General features: G+C 71.0%; 14 protein-coding genes, 1 tRNA gene and 1 pseudogene. 8 read left to right on the top strand and 8 right to left on the bottom strand.

Going from position 1 to position 18,833, the window contains the following annotated elements; translation table 11 throughout:
• Positions 1-163: 163 nt before the first annotated feature.
• The 4 genes from P8T65_RS30095 to P8T65_RS30080 form a co-directional block, all read right to left on the bottom strand.
• Positions 164-1,306 (bottom strand): TQXA domain-containing protein, encoded by a 1,143-nt coding sequence (locus P8T65_RS30095; protein ID WP_399103263.1) that lies wholly within the window; start codon positions 1,304-1,306, stop codon positions 164-166.
• 583 nt (positions 1,307-1,889) lie between these two features.
• Complete coding sequence (locus P8T65_RS30090; protein WP_316728313.1) at positions 1,890-2,369, bottom strand: single-stranded DNA-binding protein; 480 nt, start codon at positions 2,367-2,369, stop codon at positions 1,890-1,892.
• Between the two features lie 220 nt (positions 2,370-2,589).
• On the bottom strand, positions 2,590-4,776 hold the full coding sequence (locus tag P8T65_RS30085; RefSeq protein ID WP_316728312.1) for a GTPase: 2,187 nt from the start codon (positions 4,774-4,776) through the stop codon (positions 2,590-2,592).
• Entirely contained in the window at positions 4,773-6,449 is a 1,677-nt protein-coding gene (locus tag P8T65_RS30080; RefSeq protein WP_316728311.1) for a dynamin family protein, read from the bottom strand. Before P8T65_RS30080 ends, P8T65_RS30085 begins: the two co-directional genes overlap by 4 nt.
• Before the next feature lie 271 nt (positions 6,450-6,720).
• On the opposite strand from P8T65_RS30080, the gene P8T65_RS30075 reads away from it, so the two are divergent.
• Positions 6,721-6,793 (top strand) — tRNA-Arg (locus tag P8T65_RS30075).
• 265 nt (positions 6,794-7,058) lie between these two features.
• Here P8T65_RS30075 and P8T65_RS30070 read toward each other — a convergent pair.
• Positions 7,059-7,790 (bottom strand): hypothetical protein, encoded by a 732-nt coding sequence (locus tag P8T65_RS30070; RefSeq protein WP_316728310.1) that lies wholly within the window; start codon positions 7,788-7,790, stop codon positions 7,059-7,061.
• Between the two features lie 15 nt (positions 7,791-7,805).
• Between P8T65_RS30070 and P8T65_RS30065 the strand changes: the two are divergent.
• A pseudogene (locus P8T65_RS30065) lies at positions 7,806-8,376 on the top strand (transposase); the annotation flags it as partial.
• A gap of 330 nt (positions 8,377-8,706) precedes the next feature.
• Here the strand turns inward: P8T65_RS30065 and P8T65_RS30060 are convergent.
• The 3 genes from P8T65_RS30060 to P8T65_RS30050 all read right to left on the bottom strand — a co-directional run bounded on the left by P8T65_RS30060 (position 8,707) and on the right by P8T65_RS30050 (position 10,607).
• Entirely contained in the window at positions 8,707-9,573 is an 867-nt protein-coding gene (locus P8T65_RS30060) for a tyrosinase family protein (protein WP_316728309.1), read from the bottom strand.
• On the bottom strand, positions 9,557-10,087 hold the full coding sequence (locus tag P8T65_RS30055; RefSeq protein ID WP_399100777.1) for a tyrosinase family oxidase copper chaperone: 531 nt from the start codon (positions 10,085-10,087) through the stop codon (positions 9,557-9,559). The genes P8T65_RS30060 and P8T65_RS30055 overlap by 17 nt, the downstream gene beginning before the upstream one ends.
• Before the next feature lie 232 nt (positions 10,088-10,319).
• On the bottom strand, positions 10,320-10,607 hold the full coding sequence (locus P8T65_RS30050; RefSeq protein ID WP_316728308.1) for a hypothetical protein: 288 nt from the start codon (positions 10,605-10,607) through the stop codon (positions 10,320-10,322).
• Between the two features lie 531 nt (positions 10,608-11,138).
• On the opposite strand from P8T65_RS30050, the gene P8T65_RS30045 reads away from it, so the two are divergent.
• Genes P8T65_RS30045 through P8T65_RS30020 form a run of 6 tightly spaced genes read left to right on the top strand, consistent with a single transcriptional unit; the run spans position 11,139 to position 18,832 of the window.
• Positions 11,139-12,281, top strand: a complete 1,143-nt coding sequence (locus tag P8T65_RS30045) for a DUF3344 domain-containing protein (RefSeq protein ID WP_316728307.1) — start codon at positions 11,139-11,141, stop codon at positions 12,279-12,281.
• A 47-nt stretch (positions 12,282-12,328) separates the two neighbouring features.
• Positions 12,329-13,510 (top strand): glycosyltransferase family 4 protein, encoded by a 1,182-nt coding sequence (locus P8T65_RS30040; protein WP_316728306.1) that lies wholly within the window; start codon positions 12,329-12,331, stop codon positions 13,508-13,510.
• A complete protein-coding gene (locus P8T65_RS30035; protein ID WP_316728305.1) occupies positions 13,507-14,934 on the top strand; it encodes an exopolysaccharide biosynthesis polyprenyl glycosylphosphotransferase in 1,428 nt (475 codons plus the stop codon). Before P8T65_RS30040 ends, P8T65_RS30035 begins: the two co-directional genes overlap by 4 nt.
• 4 nt (positions 14,935-14,938) lie before the next feature.
• Complete coding sequence (locus P8T65_RS30030; RefSeq protein WP_316728304.1) at positions 14,939-16,300, top strand: O-antigen ligase family protein; 1,362 nt, start codon at positions 14,939-14,941, stop codon at positions 16,298-16,300.
• Positions 16,291-18,084 carry a lipid II flippase MurJ gene (locus tag P8T65_RS30025; protein ID WP_316728303.1) on the top strand — a complete coding sequence of 598 codons (1,794 nt, stop codon included), beginning with the start codon at positions 16,291-16,293 and terminating at the stop codon, positions 18,082-18,084. Before P8T65_RS30030 ends, P8T65_RS30025 begins: the two co-directional genes overlap by 10 nt.
• On the top strand, positions 18,068-18,832 hold the full coding sequence (locus tag P8T65_RS30020) for a polysaccharide deacetylase family protein (protein WP_316728302.1): 765 nt from the start codon (positions 18,068-18,070) through the stop codon (positions 18,830-18,832). Before P8T65_RS30025 ends, P8T65_RS30020 begins: the two co-directional genes overlap by 17 nt.
• Position 18,833: the final 1 nt, after the last annotated feature.

Genomic DNA, 18,833 nt, shown 5'->3' with positions numbered 1-18,833 from the left:
TAGAACGCACGTGTCACCGCGCGGTCACTCACTGTCGAGTTGTCAAGGAGCTCTCTTTCTCCGACAGACCGCTCGCCGTTCCGCGACAGACCGCTCGCCGTTCCGCGACAGACCGGCCGCCGTTCCGCGACGGGCCTGCCGCCGTTCAGCGTCCGGCGACCCCTCAGGGGTTCCGCTTGCGGATGAGGATCATCACAGCGCCGCCGATCACGACCAGCCCGATCGCGATGCCGCCGATCACCGGCGTCGCGCCGGAGCTACCGGTCTCGGCGAGGTCGTTCCCGGTGTCGGTCACCGTGCCTCCCCCGACAGTCGCCGGGCTCGGCTCGCTCAACGTCTGGACCGAGTCGCCGCCCACCCCGGCCTCGGTCTCGGTGCGGCAGTCGAGCACACCCCGGAACTGCTTCGCGTAGCCGTTGGGGCCCTCGATCGTGAAGTCGTACGCCTGGTCCTCCTGCAACGGGATCGTCACCGTCCGGGTGCCGCCCGCCTCGATGGTGTACGTGATTCCCATCAGGTCGAAGGTGAAGGGCTTGTCGCCCTCGTTGGCGGCCGTGATGTCCAGGCCGCCCTCGGCGCAGTTCTTCTCGGCGGACAGTGCGGGTATCGCGCCCTTCTCGGCCCAGTGCGCGGTCGCCGTCGCGGAGACCGTGGACTCGCTGGAGCCCGCGAGGATCTGGGTCTGGCTGCGGGTCTCGGACGCGAAGGCACGGCCGACCGGGACGGTCGTGGAGGCCTCCACGGTCAGCTCGGCCGTTCCGTCCGCGGTGTCCTCGGGAACCTCGAAGTACAGCTCGCTGCCGTCCCCGGCCGAGGTCACGGCCTCACCCTCGGCGTCGACGACCTTCACACCGTCCGCCGTCGCGTCCGAGGGCGGGGTCACGGTCACGCCGTCGGCGTTGGTGTGCACCGTGACCGGGCCGAGCCGCTCGCCGGCCCGACCGGAGACCGCCGGCGGGTCGAGGGTGAGGGAGGCGGTCGGCTCCTGCAGGTTCCGCGCGTTCTTCTGCAGATAGTCCGCGAGCTTCTCCGCCTCCGGGTCCAGGGCCGTCACATCGGCTCCGTCGGAGTACCGCCAGATCGCCACCTGGGTACCGGTCGCGGCGTCCTGTTCCGTGAGGCCCTTGGCCCCCGCCTTGTCGGCGAGCGCCGCGAGGTCGTTCACCTGTGGGTAGGAGTTCTGCAGGATCCAGCGGATTCTGCCCGCGTCCTTGTTGACCCCCAGCGAGGTGCCGCTCCAGGGGGTCTCCTGGTACTTGGCGTCCTTCTGGGTCGGGTTCTGGACGTCGACGCAGTAGGTCTGCAGGGTGCCGCCGCCGTCGACGAACATCTCGAAGAGCCCTGCGGGGAGCTGCTGTTCCTGGCCTTCGTCGGTACGGAGCACGGCCGTCCCGTACGTCTTGAGGCCGCCTATGGTCGCGGTCGCCCCACCGGAGCTCTGCGGTGTCTCGTCGGCGGCGGCCGGGCTCGTGGTGGCGATCGCGCCCGCGACGACGAGGCCGGACACGAGCGACACGGCGGCGATTCGGCCGGCCTTTCGCCTGCGTGCGGCCCGCCCGGACCCACCGGAGATCGACGCCGAGAACCAAGAAACCACAGAAATTCCCTTCGAGCAGGACCCGTTGACGTGGGGGGTGTGGTCCCACCAGCAGAATCAGAAGCCCCGTGAGCTATGCCCGGCATCCTAGGGATGCGGCGCACCACTCTTCCCAGTCGTATCGCCGGACAACCGATCCGAATCGGAATCGTTATCGGTCGCACAGCTCGCGAACAGCATTTGTCGACAAGTCGATGAGAGGTGCACACAGGCTCTTCACAGCGTGTCCGTCGATGGACGACGGGACCGATGTACCGACCCGCCACGCCTGTTCCGCGAGTGCGATCCGACGTCACGTCACCCCTGCGGGTTCCGGGCGCAGTTCGGTGGCTGCGTCGAGCACGCTGCCGGGCGGCGGGGTCTCCCAGGCCGGCTCCGGCCGGGACGGGGAGTGGGCCGCGATCGCCACCTCGCCCCTGACCGTCCGCCGGAACGCGGACGTCCCCCGCGACAGATCGTGGCCGACTGCGACCGCGTCGACATCCGCCGAGACCCGGCTCTGCCCGTCGCGCTGTTCGGTGCGCACCTTCAACCGGCCGTGCACCACGACCGGATCACCCAGTGCGACGGACGACGCCACGTTCGCGGCGAGCGCCCGCCGGGTCCACACCGTGAAGAAGTTGGTGTGCCCGTCGGTCCACTCGTTCTTCTCCCGGTCCCAGTGGCGCGAGGTCACCGCGAGCCGGAAGCGGGCCGACGATCCCGTCGCCAACTCCTTGCAGACCGGCTGGGTCGCCACGTTCCCCACCACGCACACCATCGTCTCGTTCATCTCGCGAACCCCTCCTTCACACCGGCGTCGGACGCCGCCGGCATCGGACACGCGTACGGGCCCGTCCCGTACGGCTGCTGCGTCCGTCGTGCGGCGGTCCTGCGATCGCCGCGAATCCAGACTGCCGCCGCCGGGTCGAGCCCGCTGAGCCCTGTGTGCTACTCGCCGGTTGTGGAAAACTCCGTCACCCGAGGGGGTGAAACGCCGAGCTCGTCTCACCTCACCTCACAGGCGCCGCCCCCAACACCCGTCCGTACTGCTCCCGTACCTCCCGATACCGCAGCAGTTCGGCGGCCACCGGATCCAGCACCCGGGCCCGGCCGCACCCGGCGGCGGCCTCCCGCAACCGCCGTTCCGCCTCATCGCCGTAACGCCGTGCCGGACCGCGTGCCGCCAGCCGGCATCCCCACTCGACGGCCGGACCGCCGACGATGCCGATCACCATCAGCAGCACCGGCACCCCGAGATTCGGTGCCATGAACCCAATGATCTGCCCCAGCAACCACAGCCCTCCCACGACTTGGACCAACGTCATGGAGGCCTGTGCGAGCACCGCCGCCGGCCACCAGCTCGGCCGCGGCGGCCGCTCCGTCGGAGCCCCGGCCCGCACCGCCAGCTCGTCCAGCGCCTCGGGCAGCCCCTGCGCCCCCCGTACGGCCGCCTCGCGCACCGCCTGGGCCCAGGGCTCGGGCAATCCCGTCGCCGCGCGCTCGGACAACGTACGTACGGCCTGTTCGACGCGCTGTCGGGCGGTGGCCTCCTCGTCCACGGGCGTCTTCAGGGCGAGCCGCCCCGTCGGGGGTTCGCTCAGGTCCTGGTACCAGCGCCACAGCCGCAGCCAGGGCGTCCCGCATGCGCGGTTGGCGTTGCGCAGCCAGGCACGCTCGGCGGCCTCGCCCGCAGCGGTGGCGCCGACAGCGTCCGCGAGGCGCCCGGCGAACTCGTCGCGCGCCCTCTCGCTGAGCCCTGCGCGCCGCTGATTGGCGTACACCGGCCACAGCCGCGCCGCCGCTGCGTCCAGATCGGCGCGGACCCGGCGGGCGGGGGCGCCCCGCTCGGCCACGAACTGCTCCAGCGCGTCCCGCAGTTCGCCCACGCCGTCCCCGGTGAGCGCGGACAGCGCGAGCACGGTGGCCCCGGGTTCGCCATGTTCCCCCAGTGCGACGCCGTCCTCGTCGAGCAGGCGCCGCAGATCGTCGAGCACCTGGTGGGAGGCCTCCCCCGGGAGCCGGTCCACCTGGTTGAGGACGACGAACATGACCTCCGCGTGCCCGGCCAGGGGCCGCAGGTAGCGCTCGTGGAGGACGGCGTCGGCGTACTTCTCCGGGTCGACGACCCAGATGACGGCGTCCACCAGCGCCAGGATCCGGTCGACCTGTTCGCGATGCTGCACGGCCGCCGAGTCGTGGTCGGGCAGATCCACGAGGACGAGGCCGCGCAACTGCGCCTCCGCCTCGGCGCTCTGCAACGGCCGCCGCCGCAGCCGTCCCGGAATCCCCAGCCGGTCGATGAGGCTCGCCGCTCCGTCGCTCCAACTGCACGCGATGGGCGCGGCCGTGGTGGGCCGCCGGACGCCCGTCTCCGAGATCGCCACTCCCGCGAGCGCGTTGAACAGCGTCGACTTGCCGCTGCCGGTGGCGCCCGCGATGGCGACGACCGTGTGCTGCCCGGAGAGCCTGCGCCGCGCCGCCGCCTCGTCCAACACCCGCCCCGCCTCCGCGAGGGTGGCGCTGTCCAGCCGGGTGCGGGACTGTCCCACCAGCTCGCGCAGCGCGTCGAGCCGCGACCGCAGTTGCCCGTCGTAGGCGAGTGGGACGACCGATTGCGCGACCGGGACCCTGGTCTCCACTGCCGTGATCCGCTCGGCGGGCCCCGCCTCGGTCGCACGCCGGGCGATGAGCCCGTCGTCCCAGGGGTCACCGGACTCCGTAGGCACGGCGCCCGATTCCGCACGCGCGGACGCGCCCCGGAACCCGTCACCGGGCGTTCCGGGGAGTTCACGGCGGGACGCGCCGCCACCGGAACGGTCGTCCACGCGCGCGTGGAGGTCGTTCTCGCCGTCCCCCGGACGCGGCTCACGGTGCGGGCGCACCGACGGAGCGGCGGTGGTCCTCTCCCGCCCTCCGATCGCGCCCCGTTCCCCGGCCCCCTCCGAACGCTCGGCCCCGGCGGCAAGGCCGTTGGCCCGGTCCTCGCCCTTCTCATCGACCATCTTGCCGACCTTCTTGCCGAACTCCGCGCCGACGTCGTAGCCGAAGTCCTTGCCGAACTTCCCGTCGATCTCCTTGCCGAACGCCTTGCCGAACTCCCTGCCGGGCTCCTGACGGGCCGGTCTGACGTCACCCTTCTCGGGAAGGTCGTCCCCGGTCTGATCCGTGTGATCAGTGACGGCGGTCACGACGGTCACCTCTCCTTCTGCAGTACGGACAGGGCGGCGATGAGTTCGGCCTGCGGGTCGGGGTGCACCTCGAGGGCGTCGAGCGGGGCGAGCCGGCGGTCGCGCTCGGCATCGAGCGCCCGTTCGAGGTAATCGGTGAGCAGCCGTCCACCGCGGTCGCGCAGCCGCAGCGCGCCGTGCGCCCCGATCCGTTGTGCGAGCCCCTCCCCGGCGGACCGGGCCCGCCGGCCGCCCAGCAGGGCCGTGGCGCCCAGGGCGGCCACCACCTCCGTGTCCGGGGCGACGCTCCGGTCGAGGTCGCGCACCTCTTCCTCGGCGTACTCCTCCAGGACGCGCCGCCAACGCCGTACGGTCATCCCGATGCGGTGCTCGACGCTCTCCCCCGTCGTGTCACGCTCCGTCAGTCCAGCTGCCACGGCCGCCGGTTCGCGGCTCCATGCCTCGCTGATGCGTTCGTCGGCGGCGGTGACCGCGCACAGCAGCAGGGTGCCGAGGCTCTCGCCCAGGGCGTCGAGCAGTTCGCCGGCGGTGCAGTCGAGGGGGTAACTGCGCCATCGTTTGAGGGCGTCACCCGCGAGCACGGCCCCCGCCTGCAAACGGCCCTTCACGCGCGTGTGCTCGCTGTCGTACGCCGTGTCGACGGCGGCGGTGAGCCGGAGGGCGGCGGAGTACTGCTGGGCCGCCGCGCTCGCCAGCTCGGGCATCCGGGACCGCAGCGAGTCGAGGACCCCGTGCGCGGTGCGGGCCATGGCCTGGTGACGGGCCGCCGGATCGGTCGCCTGCTGGATGAGCCAGGTCCGCAGCGGCGCGACGGCGGTGCCCGGCAGCAACCCGCCGCCCCAGGCGGACTCGGGGAGTTCGGGGACGGTGAAGCGGGGTACGTCGCCGAGTCCGGCCTTGGTCAGCAGCGCCCCGTACTGGCGGGAGACCTCGGAGACGACCTGGTGGGGCACCCGGTCGAGCACGGTGACCAGGGTCGCCCGGTGTTCCTTCGCGGTCCGCAGCAGATGCCACGGCACGGCGTCGGCGTAGCGGGAAGCCGTGGTGACCATCACCCAGATGTCGGCGGCGCAGATGAGTTCGGCGGCGAGGACCCGGTTGTCGGCGTCCAGGGAGTCGACGTCGGGTGCGTCGAGGAGGGCAAGACCGGGCGGCAGGCTGTCGGCGGTCTCGATGCGCAGGAAGCGCTCGCCCCTCTTGCCGCCGCCACCGTCGCCGTCCGGCGGGAACGCGTCGTCGTTCGAGTCCTGACCGGGGTCCCGCGGCGGCGCCCAGGCGCGCGTGAGGTTCGGCAGGACCCGCATGCCGCTGAACCAGTGATGGTCCTCGGGATGGCAGATCAGGACGGGCGTGCGGGTCGTCGGCCGCAGTACGCCGGCCTCGCTCACCTTCCGTCCCACCAGGGAGTTCACCAGCGTGGACTTGCCGGCTCCGGTGGACCCGCCGACCACCGCCAGCAACGGTGCTTCGGGTTGTCGCAACCGGGGCACCAAGTAGTCGTCGAGTTGCGCGAGCAGTTCGTCGCGGTTGGCACGCGCGCGCGGGGCTCCTGCCAGGGGCAGCGGGAAGCGCGCGGCGGCGACACGGTCGCGCAGGGCGGAGAGCGCGTCGAGCAGCTGAGGCCGTACGTCCAAGGTCACCACATGCGAAGAATGCCCAATTTTGTGGACTTTCTGAAGCATATAAGTACGTCTGCGCGCCGACAGGACACACGGGACGGACGGGACGAGAGGGGCGCAGGCATAACGAGTGCACAACACCCGGGGTCCGAGGCGGCAAAAGAGGTGCACGATTCGTACCTGCCTGCGATTATCAGGACCGCTTCACCGAACCTCCACATTGAGCCACGGAGGCGAAGCAACAGGGACAAGGACTCGGGAGCCCTATCCTTGTCCCCGGCAACGTCACGGATCAGCCCACACCCGGGCACCAAGACAGAGGCCACCACACCCGGCCCCCGTAGCTCAGTGGATAGAGCAGGCGCCTTCTAAGCGCTTGGCCGCAGGTTCGAGTCCTGCCGGGGGCGCCCACACCCCGCCCTCCTCCGGGAGGGCGTTTTTGCTGGTCAGACGCCATACCGGGATCCGACAGAAAGCCCCGGAGACCCCTGCATGGCCGAGGGTGGGATTCCGGGGCTGTACGGCTGTCAACGGGATTCTGCGGGTTGCCGTGTCGAATACGTGTCGAAGTTCTGGGCTCCGATCAGGACGACTTCCGGCGAGCCCCAGGGGAATCAGCGCACTGATCTTCGACAGGATCCGGCAGGTCTCCAGAGGTTTCGAGCCGCCGTTTCAGGTCAGGCAGCTGCCCGTCGACGCACCGGGCGTAGGTGGCCAGCAACACGGGCACGCTGTTGCCGGCCCACTCGGCGACCTGAGCGGGCGGTATTCCGCCGTTGAGCCACTTGGTGAGGCGTGTGTGGCGATTGTCGTAGACCCGCCTGCCCGTCGGCGAGTCGAAGACGTGCGGTGGCAGCACGGCTTGCCGAGCGCCGCGCCAGGCCCGGCGGATGACGGATCCCGCGAGGATGCCGCCGTTCTCCCCTGGAAGAGGAGGCCGGGCTTCAGCTGCGCGTCCTCGATGTGCTGGCGCAGAATGCGGGTCAGGGCGGGGTGCCCCGGCACCGTGCGTGTCTCACCTTCGGCCCGGCCCTTGAGGTCGCGCCGTTCGTGGATGTCCCCCTTGTCCGTCCACTGCTTGCCGACTTCCGGAGTCGCGCTGTGGATCACCAGTTCGCTCCACTGGTCGGCGGCATCGCTACCGGGCAGCTTCACATCGGCCACGCGCATGGCCACGGCCTCTTCCGGACGCGGCCCGCAGTAGTACAGCGTCGCGAAGAACGCGTGCAGCCGCTTGCCTCCCCGGGACCGCTTCCAGACGTGGCCGAGGAGTGCCGGCGCTTGATCGGCGTTGAGGAGGCAGCGCTTGTCCACGGCATAGCTCGTCCTGGTGACGGCCTTCGCCTCCTTGCCCTTGGGTAGAGGGTTGTCCCGGAGGAGGCCGCGCCTGATCGCGTGCTTCATGGCGAGGTCGAGGATCCTGCGGTGCCGCTTGCGGGGCCAGGCCGCCGCCCTCAGCCCCGTTACCGCGACAAGCCGTCCCCGGTGGCCGCGCTCGTGGCGGGCCAGGGGCGGCAGGCCTTCACCGAGGTGACCTGGCGGGAAGGCTCCTGCGGGCCGATGCGTTCGCATTTCCTGATCCCTGCGGGTGCGACCGGCCGGGGTCAAGTCCCGACGCCTGGCCCAGGCCGGCGCCACAGACGAAGACTGCTGGGACGGCGTCCTGCCCGACGTCAGGCTGCTGGTCGAATGACCTGCCGGCGCCGAGGCGCACACCGGCTACTGGCTGTCCAACCTGCCCGACACACTCTCCCTCGCCGAACTGGTCCGACTGGCGAAGATCCGCTGGCGCATCGAACACGACTACCGCGAACTCAAGCACGGCCTCGGCCTGGACCACTTCGAAGGCCGCTCCTGGGCGGGCCGGCATCACCACGTCACCCTGGTCACCGCCGCCCACGCCTTCCTCACCGAACAGCGCCTGACCCCAAAGGCCTATACAGCAGGCTCACCCTCTACCAGATCCTCGACACCATCCAGGACCTGCTGAACTGCTGGACCGGCACCTGCACCACCTGCCACCGCCCCATGCCCAGAACGTCCACCACCAACCCGAACCCAAGGGCCAGAGCAACTTAACGAAGTCCTACTAGAACCCGCGAATTACGTCGAACCCGGGACAACCTGACGAGACAGAACACTCGTCGGGTGCCGTGGCGTTGCCGGCTTCGTTCCGCTCGACAGACCCCGGCGCGGGCCACGGCGCGCCATCGGCCGCGCCTTGGATGACGCGGTTGTCACCACCCCGTCCGGCCTCGCGCGAAGCGGAGCCAGGACAGATCAGGCCCGTGAGAGGCCCACCCGCAGGCGGTCGCGTCTGCTACACGTAGCGGTAGACCGCGCTGTGATCCTCCAGTTCGTCCGGAGTCACGTCCCACGGCGGCATCCTCTCGTGCCGCGCGACGATCCGGCCGTGCTGGGCGTCCTTCGGGCCGGGGGGCTTCGCGGGGAGATAGCGGGCGTTCCGGTGCCGCCGCTGCCAGCGGGACCACACCAGGTCGACGAAGGCGTGGTGCATCCAGAAGACGGGGTCGTTGACGGAGGCGCCGCTCACCATGTGGCCGCCGACCCACCGGTGGACCCGGTTGTGGTTGCGCCAGGACACGGCGCCGCGCCCCTGCCCCCACCCCTCCAGCTTGTTGCGGAACCCCTTGGCGGACGTGGAGTTCCAGGGGGCGGTGTCGTAGACCGGGTCCGCGAGCGCGTCCTCCACGTCCCGGGCCGTGGGCAGGGCCATCGGGTCGCGTGGACGGCCCAGGTCCCGCATGAGGTACTCGACGTCGGTGATCCCCTCATTGATGGTCCACCGGCCGTGGCGATAGGCGAAAGGACCGGTCATGACCTGCCGGTCGGAAGGCCGCCCGGTGCCGCCGAGAAGGTCCTCGGTCCACGGCACGGCCGTCGAGGCACGGTCGCGTGTCCAGTCCCAGTACGGCACGGTCACCGACTCGTCCACGCGACGCAGCGCCCTCTCCATGTCCAGCACGAACCTGCGGTGCCAGGGCAGGAAGGAGGGTGCCATGTGAGCCGTGCGCGGGCCGTTCTCACCGTCGGGAAGGAAGTACTCGATGTGCATACGGACGAACTCGTCGTACTCACCGCGGCGTTTGACCTCGATCAGCGCGGCGACGAACCGGCGCCGCTCGGCAAGGGTGAGTGTGCCGACGTCCCTACGCGTGTACACCATGTCGGTGCTCCCCCTCGATTCCCTGGCCGCCGTGCGGCGTACCGCCGGCGTCCGTGCGGCCGGCGGTTGCGTTTGCCGCGCCCAACTGCGCGGTGGGGCCGAGTTCGTCCACGGCGGCGCGCGCCGCGGCGAGTGGCGTCGGATACGACTGGTAGTGGTCGACCATGGTCATCCAGCTGCCGTCGACACGGCGCATGAGGTGAAGCGGCCGCCCGTCCACGGTGACGTGCCACCCGCCGGAGGTGTCGTCGCCCAACAGCCCGGCGCCGTCCGGGACGACGACGATGCGCCGTCCGCGATACGTCTCCCGGAAACTTGCTCTCTCCGGCCCGGCCGTCCCCGAGGCCACCAAGAAGGGAGCAAGTGCCATCCCGGCCACTGACGCGGACAACCCCCGCAGCATGTGCCTCCGCCCGGCGAACTCCGTGGAGTCGACGGCGAGCGACGAGCAACCGGCCGCGGTGTCCACCGACCCGGTCACGGCCTTTTCGGGGACTCTGTCGGAGATTCTCATTCTGGACCTCCTGCTCGACTTGCACGTCGGCATCAAAATTCTCCACCACATCCAATTCTCCCCGGGCTCCTTGCACATCACCTGAACAAGAGATTTCAGCATCGCGATTGCAGTCACACGGGCAACACGGAGGCCGACACCGCACGCGCGGAATCGGCCTCTGTTGAGCAACCACCGGGTAATGCCAGAAACGCCGGTCAAGACGCGGCCAGCATCGCGGCTGGAGACGTTCTCACTTCTGCTGCGGCAGACCGCCCAGCAGTGGGGTGCCGTTTCCCAGGGCGGTGGACGTGCGCTCGACCGTGGTCAGCAGTGCCCCCTTCTTCTTTCCCTTCCCCTTGGGGTCGAGCGCGCCCCCCCTCAGCGGCTGCGTCTGGACGGGGCCCTTGTCGAGCGTCCTCACCGCATCGTTGAGGTTCTTGTGCACCACCTCGGTGGCGCTCTGGGCGAACGCGGGCGCGGCGGCACCGGCGATGATCAGGGACCCAGTGACGACGGCAGCAGCTTTCAGCGACTTCATGTGCGTTCCTTCCTTCGGCAACCTGGGTAGCCGGGGTGGATTCTGACATCGAGCACAACGAGCGCCGACCGGTCTGGAAACCCGCGTGCGGGAGATCGCCGAGTACTCATATGAAACCTCTGAAGGATTTGCCTCCGAAAGCCGGGAGGGGCCACCAGTAAGAGCGGAAACCTGCGCCGACGCGGTTCGTCCGGTGGCCCCCACCCGCGCCACCGAACCTGCCGAACTGCCGAGGCGTGCGGACGCGACACGCCGTGGCTTCAGGCCATGCGCCCAGGGCCCGTCAAGCGGCAGGGCCGCTCCGGCGGGGTACCCGACGTCGCGTCGGACACGGCGCGTCCCGGGGGGTACGGCCGGTGAAGAGAAACCAGAAAGCTCCCTACTTCACCAATCCGACACACTTGCACCATTTGATTAGTTTATGTCCCACGAAGGCTAGAGTTTGCGCACGCCTGGACGCGTCCCGACAGCACGCACATCGCTTCTGGCTCCCCCTGGCACTTCCGCCTTCCCGAAAGGACAGCGCCGGTCATGCGCTACTCCCTAGCCCTTCTGCTGCGCCGTACGACGGTGGGCGCCCTCGCGCTCGCCGGGATGTGGGCTCCCACCGGTGCCCTGGCGCTCGCGCCTGTGGCAGCCTCCTCGCAGGAGGCCGGCAGTATCCCCTTCGCCCAGCGGTACCACGCCCTCCAGCACGGCGGGATCGTCCGTGCGGCCAACGTCTCCATCACCTGCCGTTCACCACTGCCGAGCCACCGGTTCCCGCCGTCCACAGCACCTTCCTGCCCAGCCGCCCGGGAGGGCGCGACCGGGGTGAACGGTGACTTCGACATGACGTACGTCGACGTCGACAAGGACCCGAACACCTACAACTCCTCCCGCGCGGAGGTCCGTGTACCCGAGGGCTCACGGGTCAGCTACGCACGGCTGTACTGGGGCGGCAACCTGCGCGTCGGCGAACAGAAGCCGCCCAAGGACAATGGACGGGTGCTGGTCGCCGAACCAGGCGGTGAGTACAAGGAGGTCCTCGCGGACACGGTCGTCGGCCACCGTGTGGCACACGGTGCGGACGCCTTCCAGGCCTCGGCGGACGTCACGAGACTGGTGCGGGAGAGCGGGCCCGGTCTGTACACCGTGGCACAGGTCAACGTGGCGATGGGAAGGTCGACGGCCGGTGCGTGGGGTGGCTGGACACTGGTGGTGGCGTACGAGAACCCGGAGCAGCCGTTGCGACACCTCGCCGTCTGGGACGGCTTCGACGAGCTGAAGTCCGGTGCGGGGCAGGAGATCCGGCTGCGCGGGATGCGTTTCCCGGCAGGGGCGGGCGGCCGAGCGGGCCTGGTGACGTACGACGGCGACCAAGGCGCGACCGGCGACACCCTCACCCTCACGACCGCCCGCGCGTCCTCCGCCCCACACCGCACCGAGGTCACCGCCCTCACCGACTCCGCCAATCCCCGCGACGACGTCCTGAACTCCACGATCAGTGAACCGGGAGCGTCAGGGCCGAAGCGGGTGCCGGCGTACGCCCGCACCCTCGGCTACGACTCCGATGTGTTCAATCTCGGAACTGGCCTACGCCGCGGCGGCGATCAGCTGACCTTCCGAGTCGTGTCACAGCGGGACCGGGTCTGGGCCGGCGTGCTCTTCGTCGCCGTCGACGCCCTGCGGTAAGGCGCCTTCCTCCCGTCCCGAGCGTCCCGCGCGCGAGGAGATCACGCATGCACACGTCAACAACTGCCTGTCGGCCGCGGGTCCTGCACCTCACCCAGCCCGTGGAGGCCGGAGTCGCCCGCGTCGTGACGGACCTGGTGCGGGCGCAGCTCACGGCCGGCCTGGCCGTCACGGTGGCCTGCCCCGACGGGGCACTCACCACAGGCCTCCGGCAACTGGGGGCGGACGTACGGCACTGGCACGCGACGCGGTCACCGGGTCCGGCGCTCGTGCGGGAGGTACGACATCTCGCACGCGTGATCGATGACGTACGCCCTCACCTGGTGCACGCGCACAGCGCGAAGGCCGGGCTCGCCGGACGGCTCGCCGTCCGGGGGAGGATCCCCACCGTGTTCCAGCCGCACGCCTGGTCGTTCGAGGCCACCGGCGGGGCCGCCTCGGCGCTCGCGCGGGCCTGGGAGCGGTGGGGGGTGCGTTGGGCCTCCCAGGTGGTGTGCGTGAGTGAGGCGGAGCGCATGACCGGCATGCGCGCCGGGATCAGCGGACGGTGGTGCGTCATCCCCAACGGCGTCGACCTACAGCGCTTCCGCCCCGCGTCCGCCGGTACCGTACGGGCCGGCCTGAGGCCGTTGCGCGAGGTCGATCCCGCCGCGCCGCTCGTGGTCTGTGTGGGGCGGCTGTGCCGGCAGAAGGGCCAGGCCGTACTGCTGAGAGCGTGGAGTTCCGTCGCCCGGCGGGTGCCCGGCGCGCGTCTCGTCCTGGTCGGCGACGGGCCGGACCGCGACCGGCTTCGGGCGTGCGCGCCGGAATCCGTGCTTTTCACGGGTGCAGTCGCCGACGTCGTCCCCTGGTACCAGGCCGCGGACCTCGTCGTCCTGCCGTCCCGTTGGGAGGGCATGGCGCTGGCCCCGCTCGAAGCGATGGCCTGCGGCCGGCCGGTGGTGACCACAGACGTCGACGGTGCCCGCGAGAGCCTGCCCCTCTCCCTCGCACCCCACTGCCTGGTCCCGCCCGAGAACCCGGCGACGCTTGCCAGGGCACTTGCCGACCTTCTGCTCGACCCGCCGCTGCGCGCATCGCTCGGCCGCCAGGGGCTCCAGTACGTCCTGTCCTCGCACGACGTGCGGCACACCGCCGAGGCAGTTACGGACGTCTACCGCCATCTGATCGGCGTGCGACCCGATCCCCGCGTCGCACCCCCGCAGCATAGGGAGTCCATCCACTCGTGACCGCGGACAGTACCATCTCCTCCCCCGCCACACACCCCCACGAACACGGAGCCCCGCCCGTCTCGGTCATGCCGACGCGCGAGGCCGTCCCGAGCGCCCTGCGACCCGCCGGCAGGCCGCGGCCCCCGGGGTCGGCGTCGCCGGTATCCCTGCTCGTCGCGGACGGCACGGCCGCCCTGCTGGGTGTCCTGACCCTGACCGGGCCTCAGCTCCATCCGCTCGCCTTGGCCTTGCTGGCCGCGTTTGTGCTGCTGCGCCCACATCGCACGTGCCTGCCGCTACCGGGCGTCCTCGACGAACTGCCCGCTCTCTGTGGCCGGACCGCGGTGGCCTGGCTGGCGCTCGCCGCGCTGGCGGCGGCCCACCGGCCGGAGCACGCATTGTCCGCCGGCACCCTGTTGGTGGGCTTCGCCGTGCAGGCCGCGGCGAGTTGCGCGCTACGCGGCATCGTGCACGCGTGGTGCCGCTCCGCGCTGCTGCGCAACCCCGGCGCCGCGCTCGTCATCGGCCCGGCGGCGACCGCGCAACGCGTGGCCGCCGCCCTGCTGCGCCACCCCCGGTGCGGGCTACGGCCGGTGGGAGTCGTGGCCGAACAGCAGGACGGCGCCGGGGGCCTGCCGGTTCTGACCACCGGTGAAGAGGTCGCGAGGGCGGTCGTCCAGAACGGCGTTCGGGCGGCGCTGGCCGTCGACCCTTCCGTACGGTCCCAGCAGGGACCGCTGCTGAGCGCGCTGGCCGAGTGGGGCTGCGCGGTGTGGGAGGTGGACGCGGACTCTCCGTCGTACGCGACGAAGGAGCAACTGGCCGGGTTCTCCTGTCGGCTTCTGCAGAGGTCCGCGACCCCACTCGCCAGTGCGGGCAAACGGGCATTCGACGTCCTTGTGTCGGCGACGCTGCTGCTGCTGGTCAGTCCCCTGTTGCTGGTGTGCGCGGTGGCACTGCGGATCAGCGACGGGCCGGGCGTGGTGTTCCGGCAGGAGCGCATCGGCAAGGACGGAAAGCCGTTCACGCTGTTGAAGTTCCGCACCCACCGTCCCCTCGACGAGCACGAGGCGGCGACCCGGTGGAGCGTGGCGAACGAACACGAGATGCGCGGTTTCTGCCGCATGCTGCGGCGCACCTCGCTCGATGAGCTCCTCCAGCTGTGGAACGTGCTGCGGGGCGACATGAGTCTGGTAGGGCCTCGGCCGGAGCGCCCCTACTTCGTCGGACAGTTCAGCGAGTCCTACCCCGGCTACGCGGCTCGCCACCGTATGCGGACCGGCATCACCGGCCTCGCCCAGGTCCATGGACTGCGTGGCGACACGTCCATCGAGGACCGCTTCCGGTTCGACAACGTCTACATCGACAACTGGTCGCTGTGGCAGGACGTGTGCATTCTGTTGCGCACCGTGGGCACGCTCACGCGCCCGACAGGAAGCTGAGCGCATGAGCCTCGCAGTGGCACCGCTCGCGCGCCGCGGCGCCGTCCTGACGCCGGTCCTTCCCGTGGTGGCCGTGCTCGCCCTGCTGGCCTTGCCGCTCGACCCGAGCGGCGAGGGCGGCCCTGGTCCAGCCGACGCGATGTCCGGATTCCTGGTGCTCTTCTGTGTGATCCGCCTCGTACGCGACCGGCGACGCCCCTTGCCACGTACGGCCGCCGTGGTGCTGGGCCTGCCGGTCCTCGGGCTGGCCGTCGCTGCCCTGGGGGCATACTCACCCGAGGCCGGGGTCACCGGCATGGGCCGGTATCTGCAGATCTTCGTGCTCGTCCCGGCGGCGGTCCTGCTGCTGATCCGCGGCCTGGGCGACTTCCGGCTGCTGGCCTGGTCGTTCGTAGCGCTCGCGGGCTGGCAGGGGGCCGTCGGGGTGCACCAGTACGTCACCCGGACCGGCGCCTCCTTCCAGGGCGAGCAGATCCGGGCCGTCGGCACGTTCGGGCCGCAGGACGTGATGGGGATGGCAACGGTGGTGGGCCTCGGCCTCGTGTGCGCGTTCGCCCTCGCGCTCGGGCGGACCTCCGTACGAGAACGGGCAGTCGCCCTCGCGTGCGCGTTGGCGCTGCTGCTGCCGCTCGCGCTGTCCTTCAGCCGGGGCGCCTGGATCGCGACGGCTGTGACCTGCACGGTGCAGCTGATCCTGGCCGGGTTGCGGCGCGCGCTCAAGGTGGCTGCGGCCGTAGTCGCGGCGGGCGTGGTCCTGGTGGGCGGACTCGGTGTCGGCACAGCGCTGCTGGAGGAGCGGATCGAGAGCATCACGCAGGTCGCCGACGCCCCCGACCAGTCCGTCGCCGACCGGTACACGATGTGGGCGGCCGCGACCGACATGTGGCGCGAACACTCACTGACCGGCGTCGGGTTGAAAGGGTTCCCCGAGTACCGGGACACGTACGCCTCGCTGACGCTGTCGTCGGGCAGCGACACCGACGGCGCGGGGGCCGCGTACCGGAGGCAACCGCTGCTGTCACCGCACAGCATGTACCTGCTGGTGCTGAGCGAACAGGGCCTGCTCGGGCTGACGGCGTTCGCCGGAAGCTGGCTGACGCTGCTGGTGTGTGCGCTGCGGGCGACCGTGCGGGCACGCGCGTCGGGGCCGCACGGCCTCGGCTGCGGGCTGGTCGCCTGCGGACTGCTGGTCTGGCAGCTCACCGACTTCGCGTACGCCGACATCGGCGGCCCCTCCACCGTGCTGGCCGCCGTGGCCCTCGGGATGGTGGCGTGGTGGGCGCTGGCCGGGAACGGCAAGGCGCAGGCCGCCCCGGCGGTTCCGGTACGCGCGAACGCGCCTGAGAGCGTGACGCGATGTCCATGACGCCGCAGACTCCGCCTGCGCCCGTTTCCGGGACCGACGCGGCGGCCGTACCCGCGGCACGGGCGGCCACGCAGGGCGCGGTCGGCACCGACTCCCCTGCGGCCTCGGGGAAGTTCATCGCGAGGGCCACCCTGATCACGGCGTCGCTGTCGGTCGCCGGGGCACTGCTCGGTCTGGTGCGGGATCAGGCACTGGCCCAGCTCTTCGGAGCGGGCATCGAGACGGACGCCTTTCTGGTCGCGTGGACCGTACCGGAGTTCGCCGCCACGCTCCTCATCGAGGACGGCCTGGCCATCGCGATGATCCCGGCTTTCAGCCTGGCCCTGGCCCGGCGCGCCCAGGGTGTCTCCGGCGACCCGGTCCGCTCTCTCGTCACCGGCACCCTGCCCCGCCTGGCCCTCGGCTTCGTCGCCGTATCCGCGCTGATCATCGTGGGAGCCCGCTACCTGGTCGAGGCGCTGGCACCCGGGCTCCCCGACCCCGGTCTCGCCGCCGACTGCACCCGGCTGACAGCGACCTGTGTACTGAGCTTCGGGCTCGCCGGGTACTGCAGCGCGGCTCTGCGGGCGCACCGTCGCTTCCTGGCCCCGGCCACGATCTACGTGGCGTACAACACCGGCATCATCACCGCGATGTTCCTGCTCGGCGAGCGCTGGGGCGTGCGATCGGCGGCGGCCGGTGTGGCGATGGGCGGCTGCCTGATGGTCGCGGCCCAGCTGCCCTCCCTGCTGCGTCTGTTCAGGACTCGCGGCCCGGCCGCTTCCGGCAGCGGCGTCGAAGTATGCCCGATGAACCTCGCCCTGATCAGCAGCGTTCTCATCTTCGCCATGTGCCGCCAGTCCCAGGTACTGATCGAACGCCTCCTCGCCTCCACCCTTCCCGCCGGGGCCATCTCGCACCTCAACTACGCGCAGAAGGTGGCCCAGATCCCGATGACGCTGTCGCTGATGCTGTGCACCGTCACCTTCCCGGTGATCGCGCAGGCGCTCGCCGACGGCGACACGGAGCGGGCCCGCGCCCGCGTGGAGCGGGACCTCGCCCTGGCTTGCCGCCTGGTGCTCTTCGGCGCGGCCACAGTGGTCGCCTGTGCGCCGCAGATCATCGAGATCCTGTTCCAGCGGGGTGCGTTCACCGCACAGGACACGGTGGCGACAGCGGAGGCCCTGCGTGTGTACGCCCTCGGGCTGCTCGGCCAGACGTTGGTGGGTGTACTGATCCGCACGTACTTCTCGGCGGGGCGGCCCACCTGGTATCCGATCGGCGCCATGACCGCGGGTGTCATCGCGACCACCTGGATCGGGGTGGCGACCGTGGACTCCGGAGGTGTGCTGGCGATCGCCGGCGCCAACGCCGCCGGCATCACCGTCACGGCCGTTCTGCTGCTCGTCGGCCTCGCCCAGAAGCGGGACGGGTGCGCCCGTCCCGAGAGCACACGGCGAGCCGGAAGCGCCACGGGACCGAGTTCGTTCGCCTTCTCGACTTGGACCGCGGCCCGTCGGCGTCGGCCCGCGCAGCACGGCGGGCCACTCGGGGTCCGCCTCCGTACCCGGCACGTGCTGTCCGACCTGGGCGGGCCGCTGCGGGCGGCGGTGACCGCCACTGCGGCGGGCTGGTACGCCTCCGGCGTGCCGGGGTCCCCGATGCTCGGTCTCGCGGTCGGCTGCGTGACCGTGACCGCCGTCTTCCTCCTGCTCGACCTGGCCATGGACACCCAGGGCCGCACATCCGCGCTCCATTCCGTAGGTGCCGTCACTCGGAGGCTGAGGCATGGTCGTTCCAGTTGAATCAATCGGCACGGGCAGACGCTCGGCCGGGCGCCCCCGTCCCGTCCCGTGGGTGGCGATGTACCACTCCGTGGGCGACTGCTCCGACGACCCGTACCGCATCACGGTCACGCCCGAACGGTTGGAGCGGCAGCTGGCCTGGCTGCGCCGGCACCGGCTGCGCGGTGTGTCGCTGCGCGAACTGCTCGCCGCCCGCGCCCGGGGCAAGGGGAGGCGCCTGATCGGTCTCACCTTCGACGACGGGTACGCCGACTTCCTGGGGCACGCGCTGCCGGCGCTGCGCCACTGGAACTGCGGTGCCACCCTCTTCGTCCTGCCCGCCCGCCTCGGGGGCGTCAACGAATGGGACCCGCTCGGCCCGCGCAAGCCGCTGCTGTCAGCGGACGGTGTCCGGCGGGCGGCCGACGCCGGCGTGGAGATCGGTTCGCACGGGCTGACACACGTCGATCTCACCCGGGTCGACGATGCCACTCTGCAGGCCGAGGTCAGCGGCAGCAAGGCACTGCTGACGGAGCTGATCGGTGCTCCGGTCGACGGCTTCTGCTACCCGTACGGCACGATCGACCGCCGCGCCGTGGCCGCCGTACGCGAAGCCGGATACACCTACGCCTGCGCCATCGATCCCGGCCCCCTGACCGGCCCGCACGCCCTCCCCCGTCTGCACATCGGTCAGAACGACACAACCTGGCGGCTGCACCTCAAACACCGGCTGCATCGGCTGCGCCGGCGCCGAGTGGAGGGTGTGTGAC

Source organism: Streptomyces sp. 11x1 (assembly GCF_032598905.1).
In the GTDB taxonomy this organism is placed as follows: domain Bacteria; phylum Actinomycetota; class Actinomycetes; order Streptomycetales; family Streptomycetaceae; genus Streptomyces.
The sequence above is the reverse complement of the archived record's forward strand: the minus strand, read 5'-3'. Positions and strand labels throughout refer to the sequence as shown.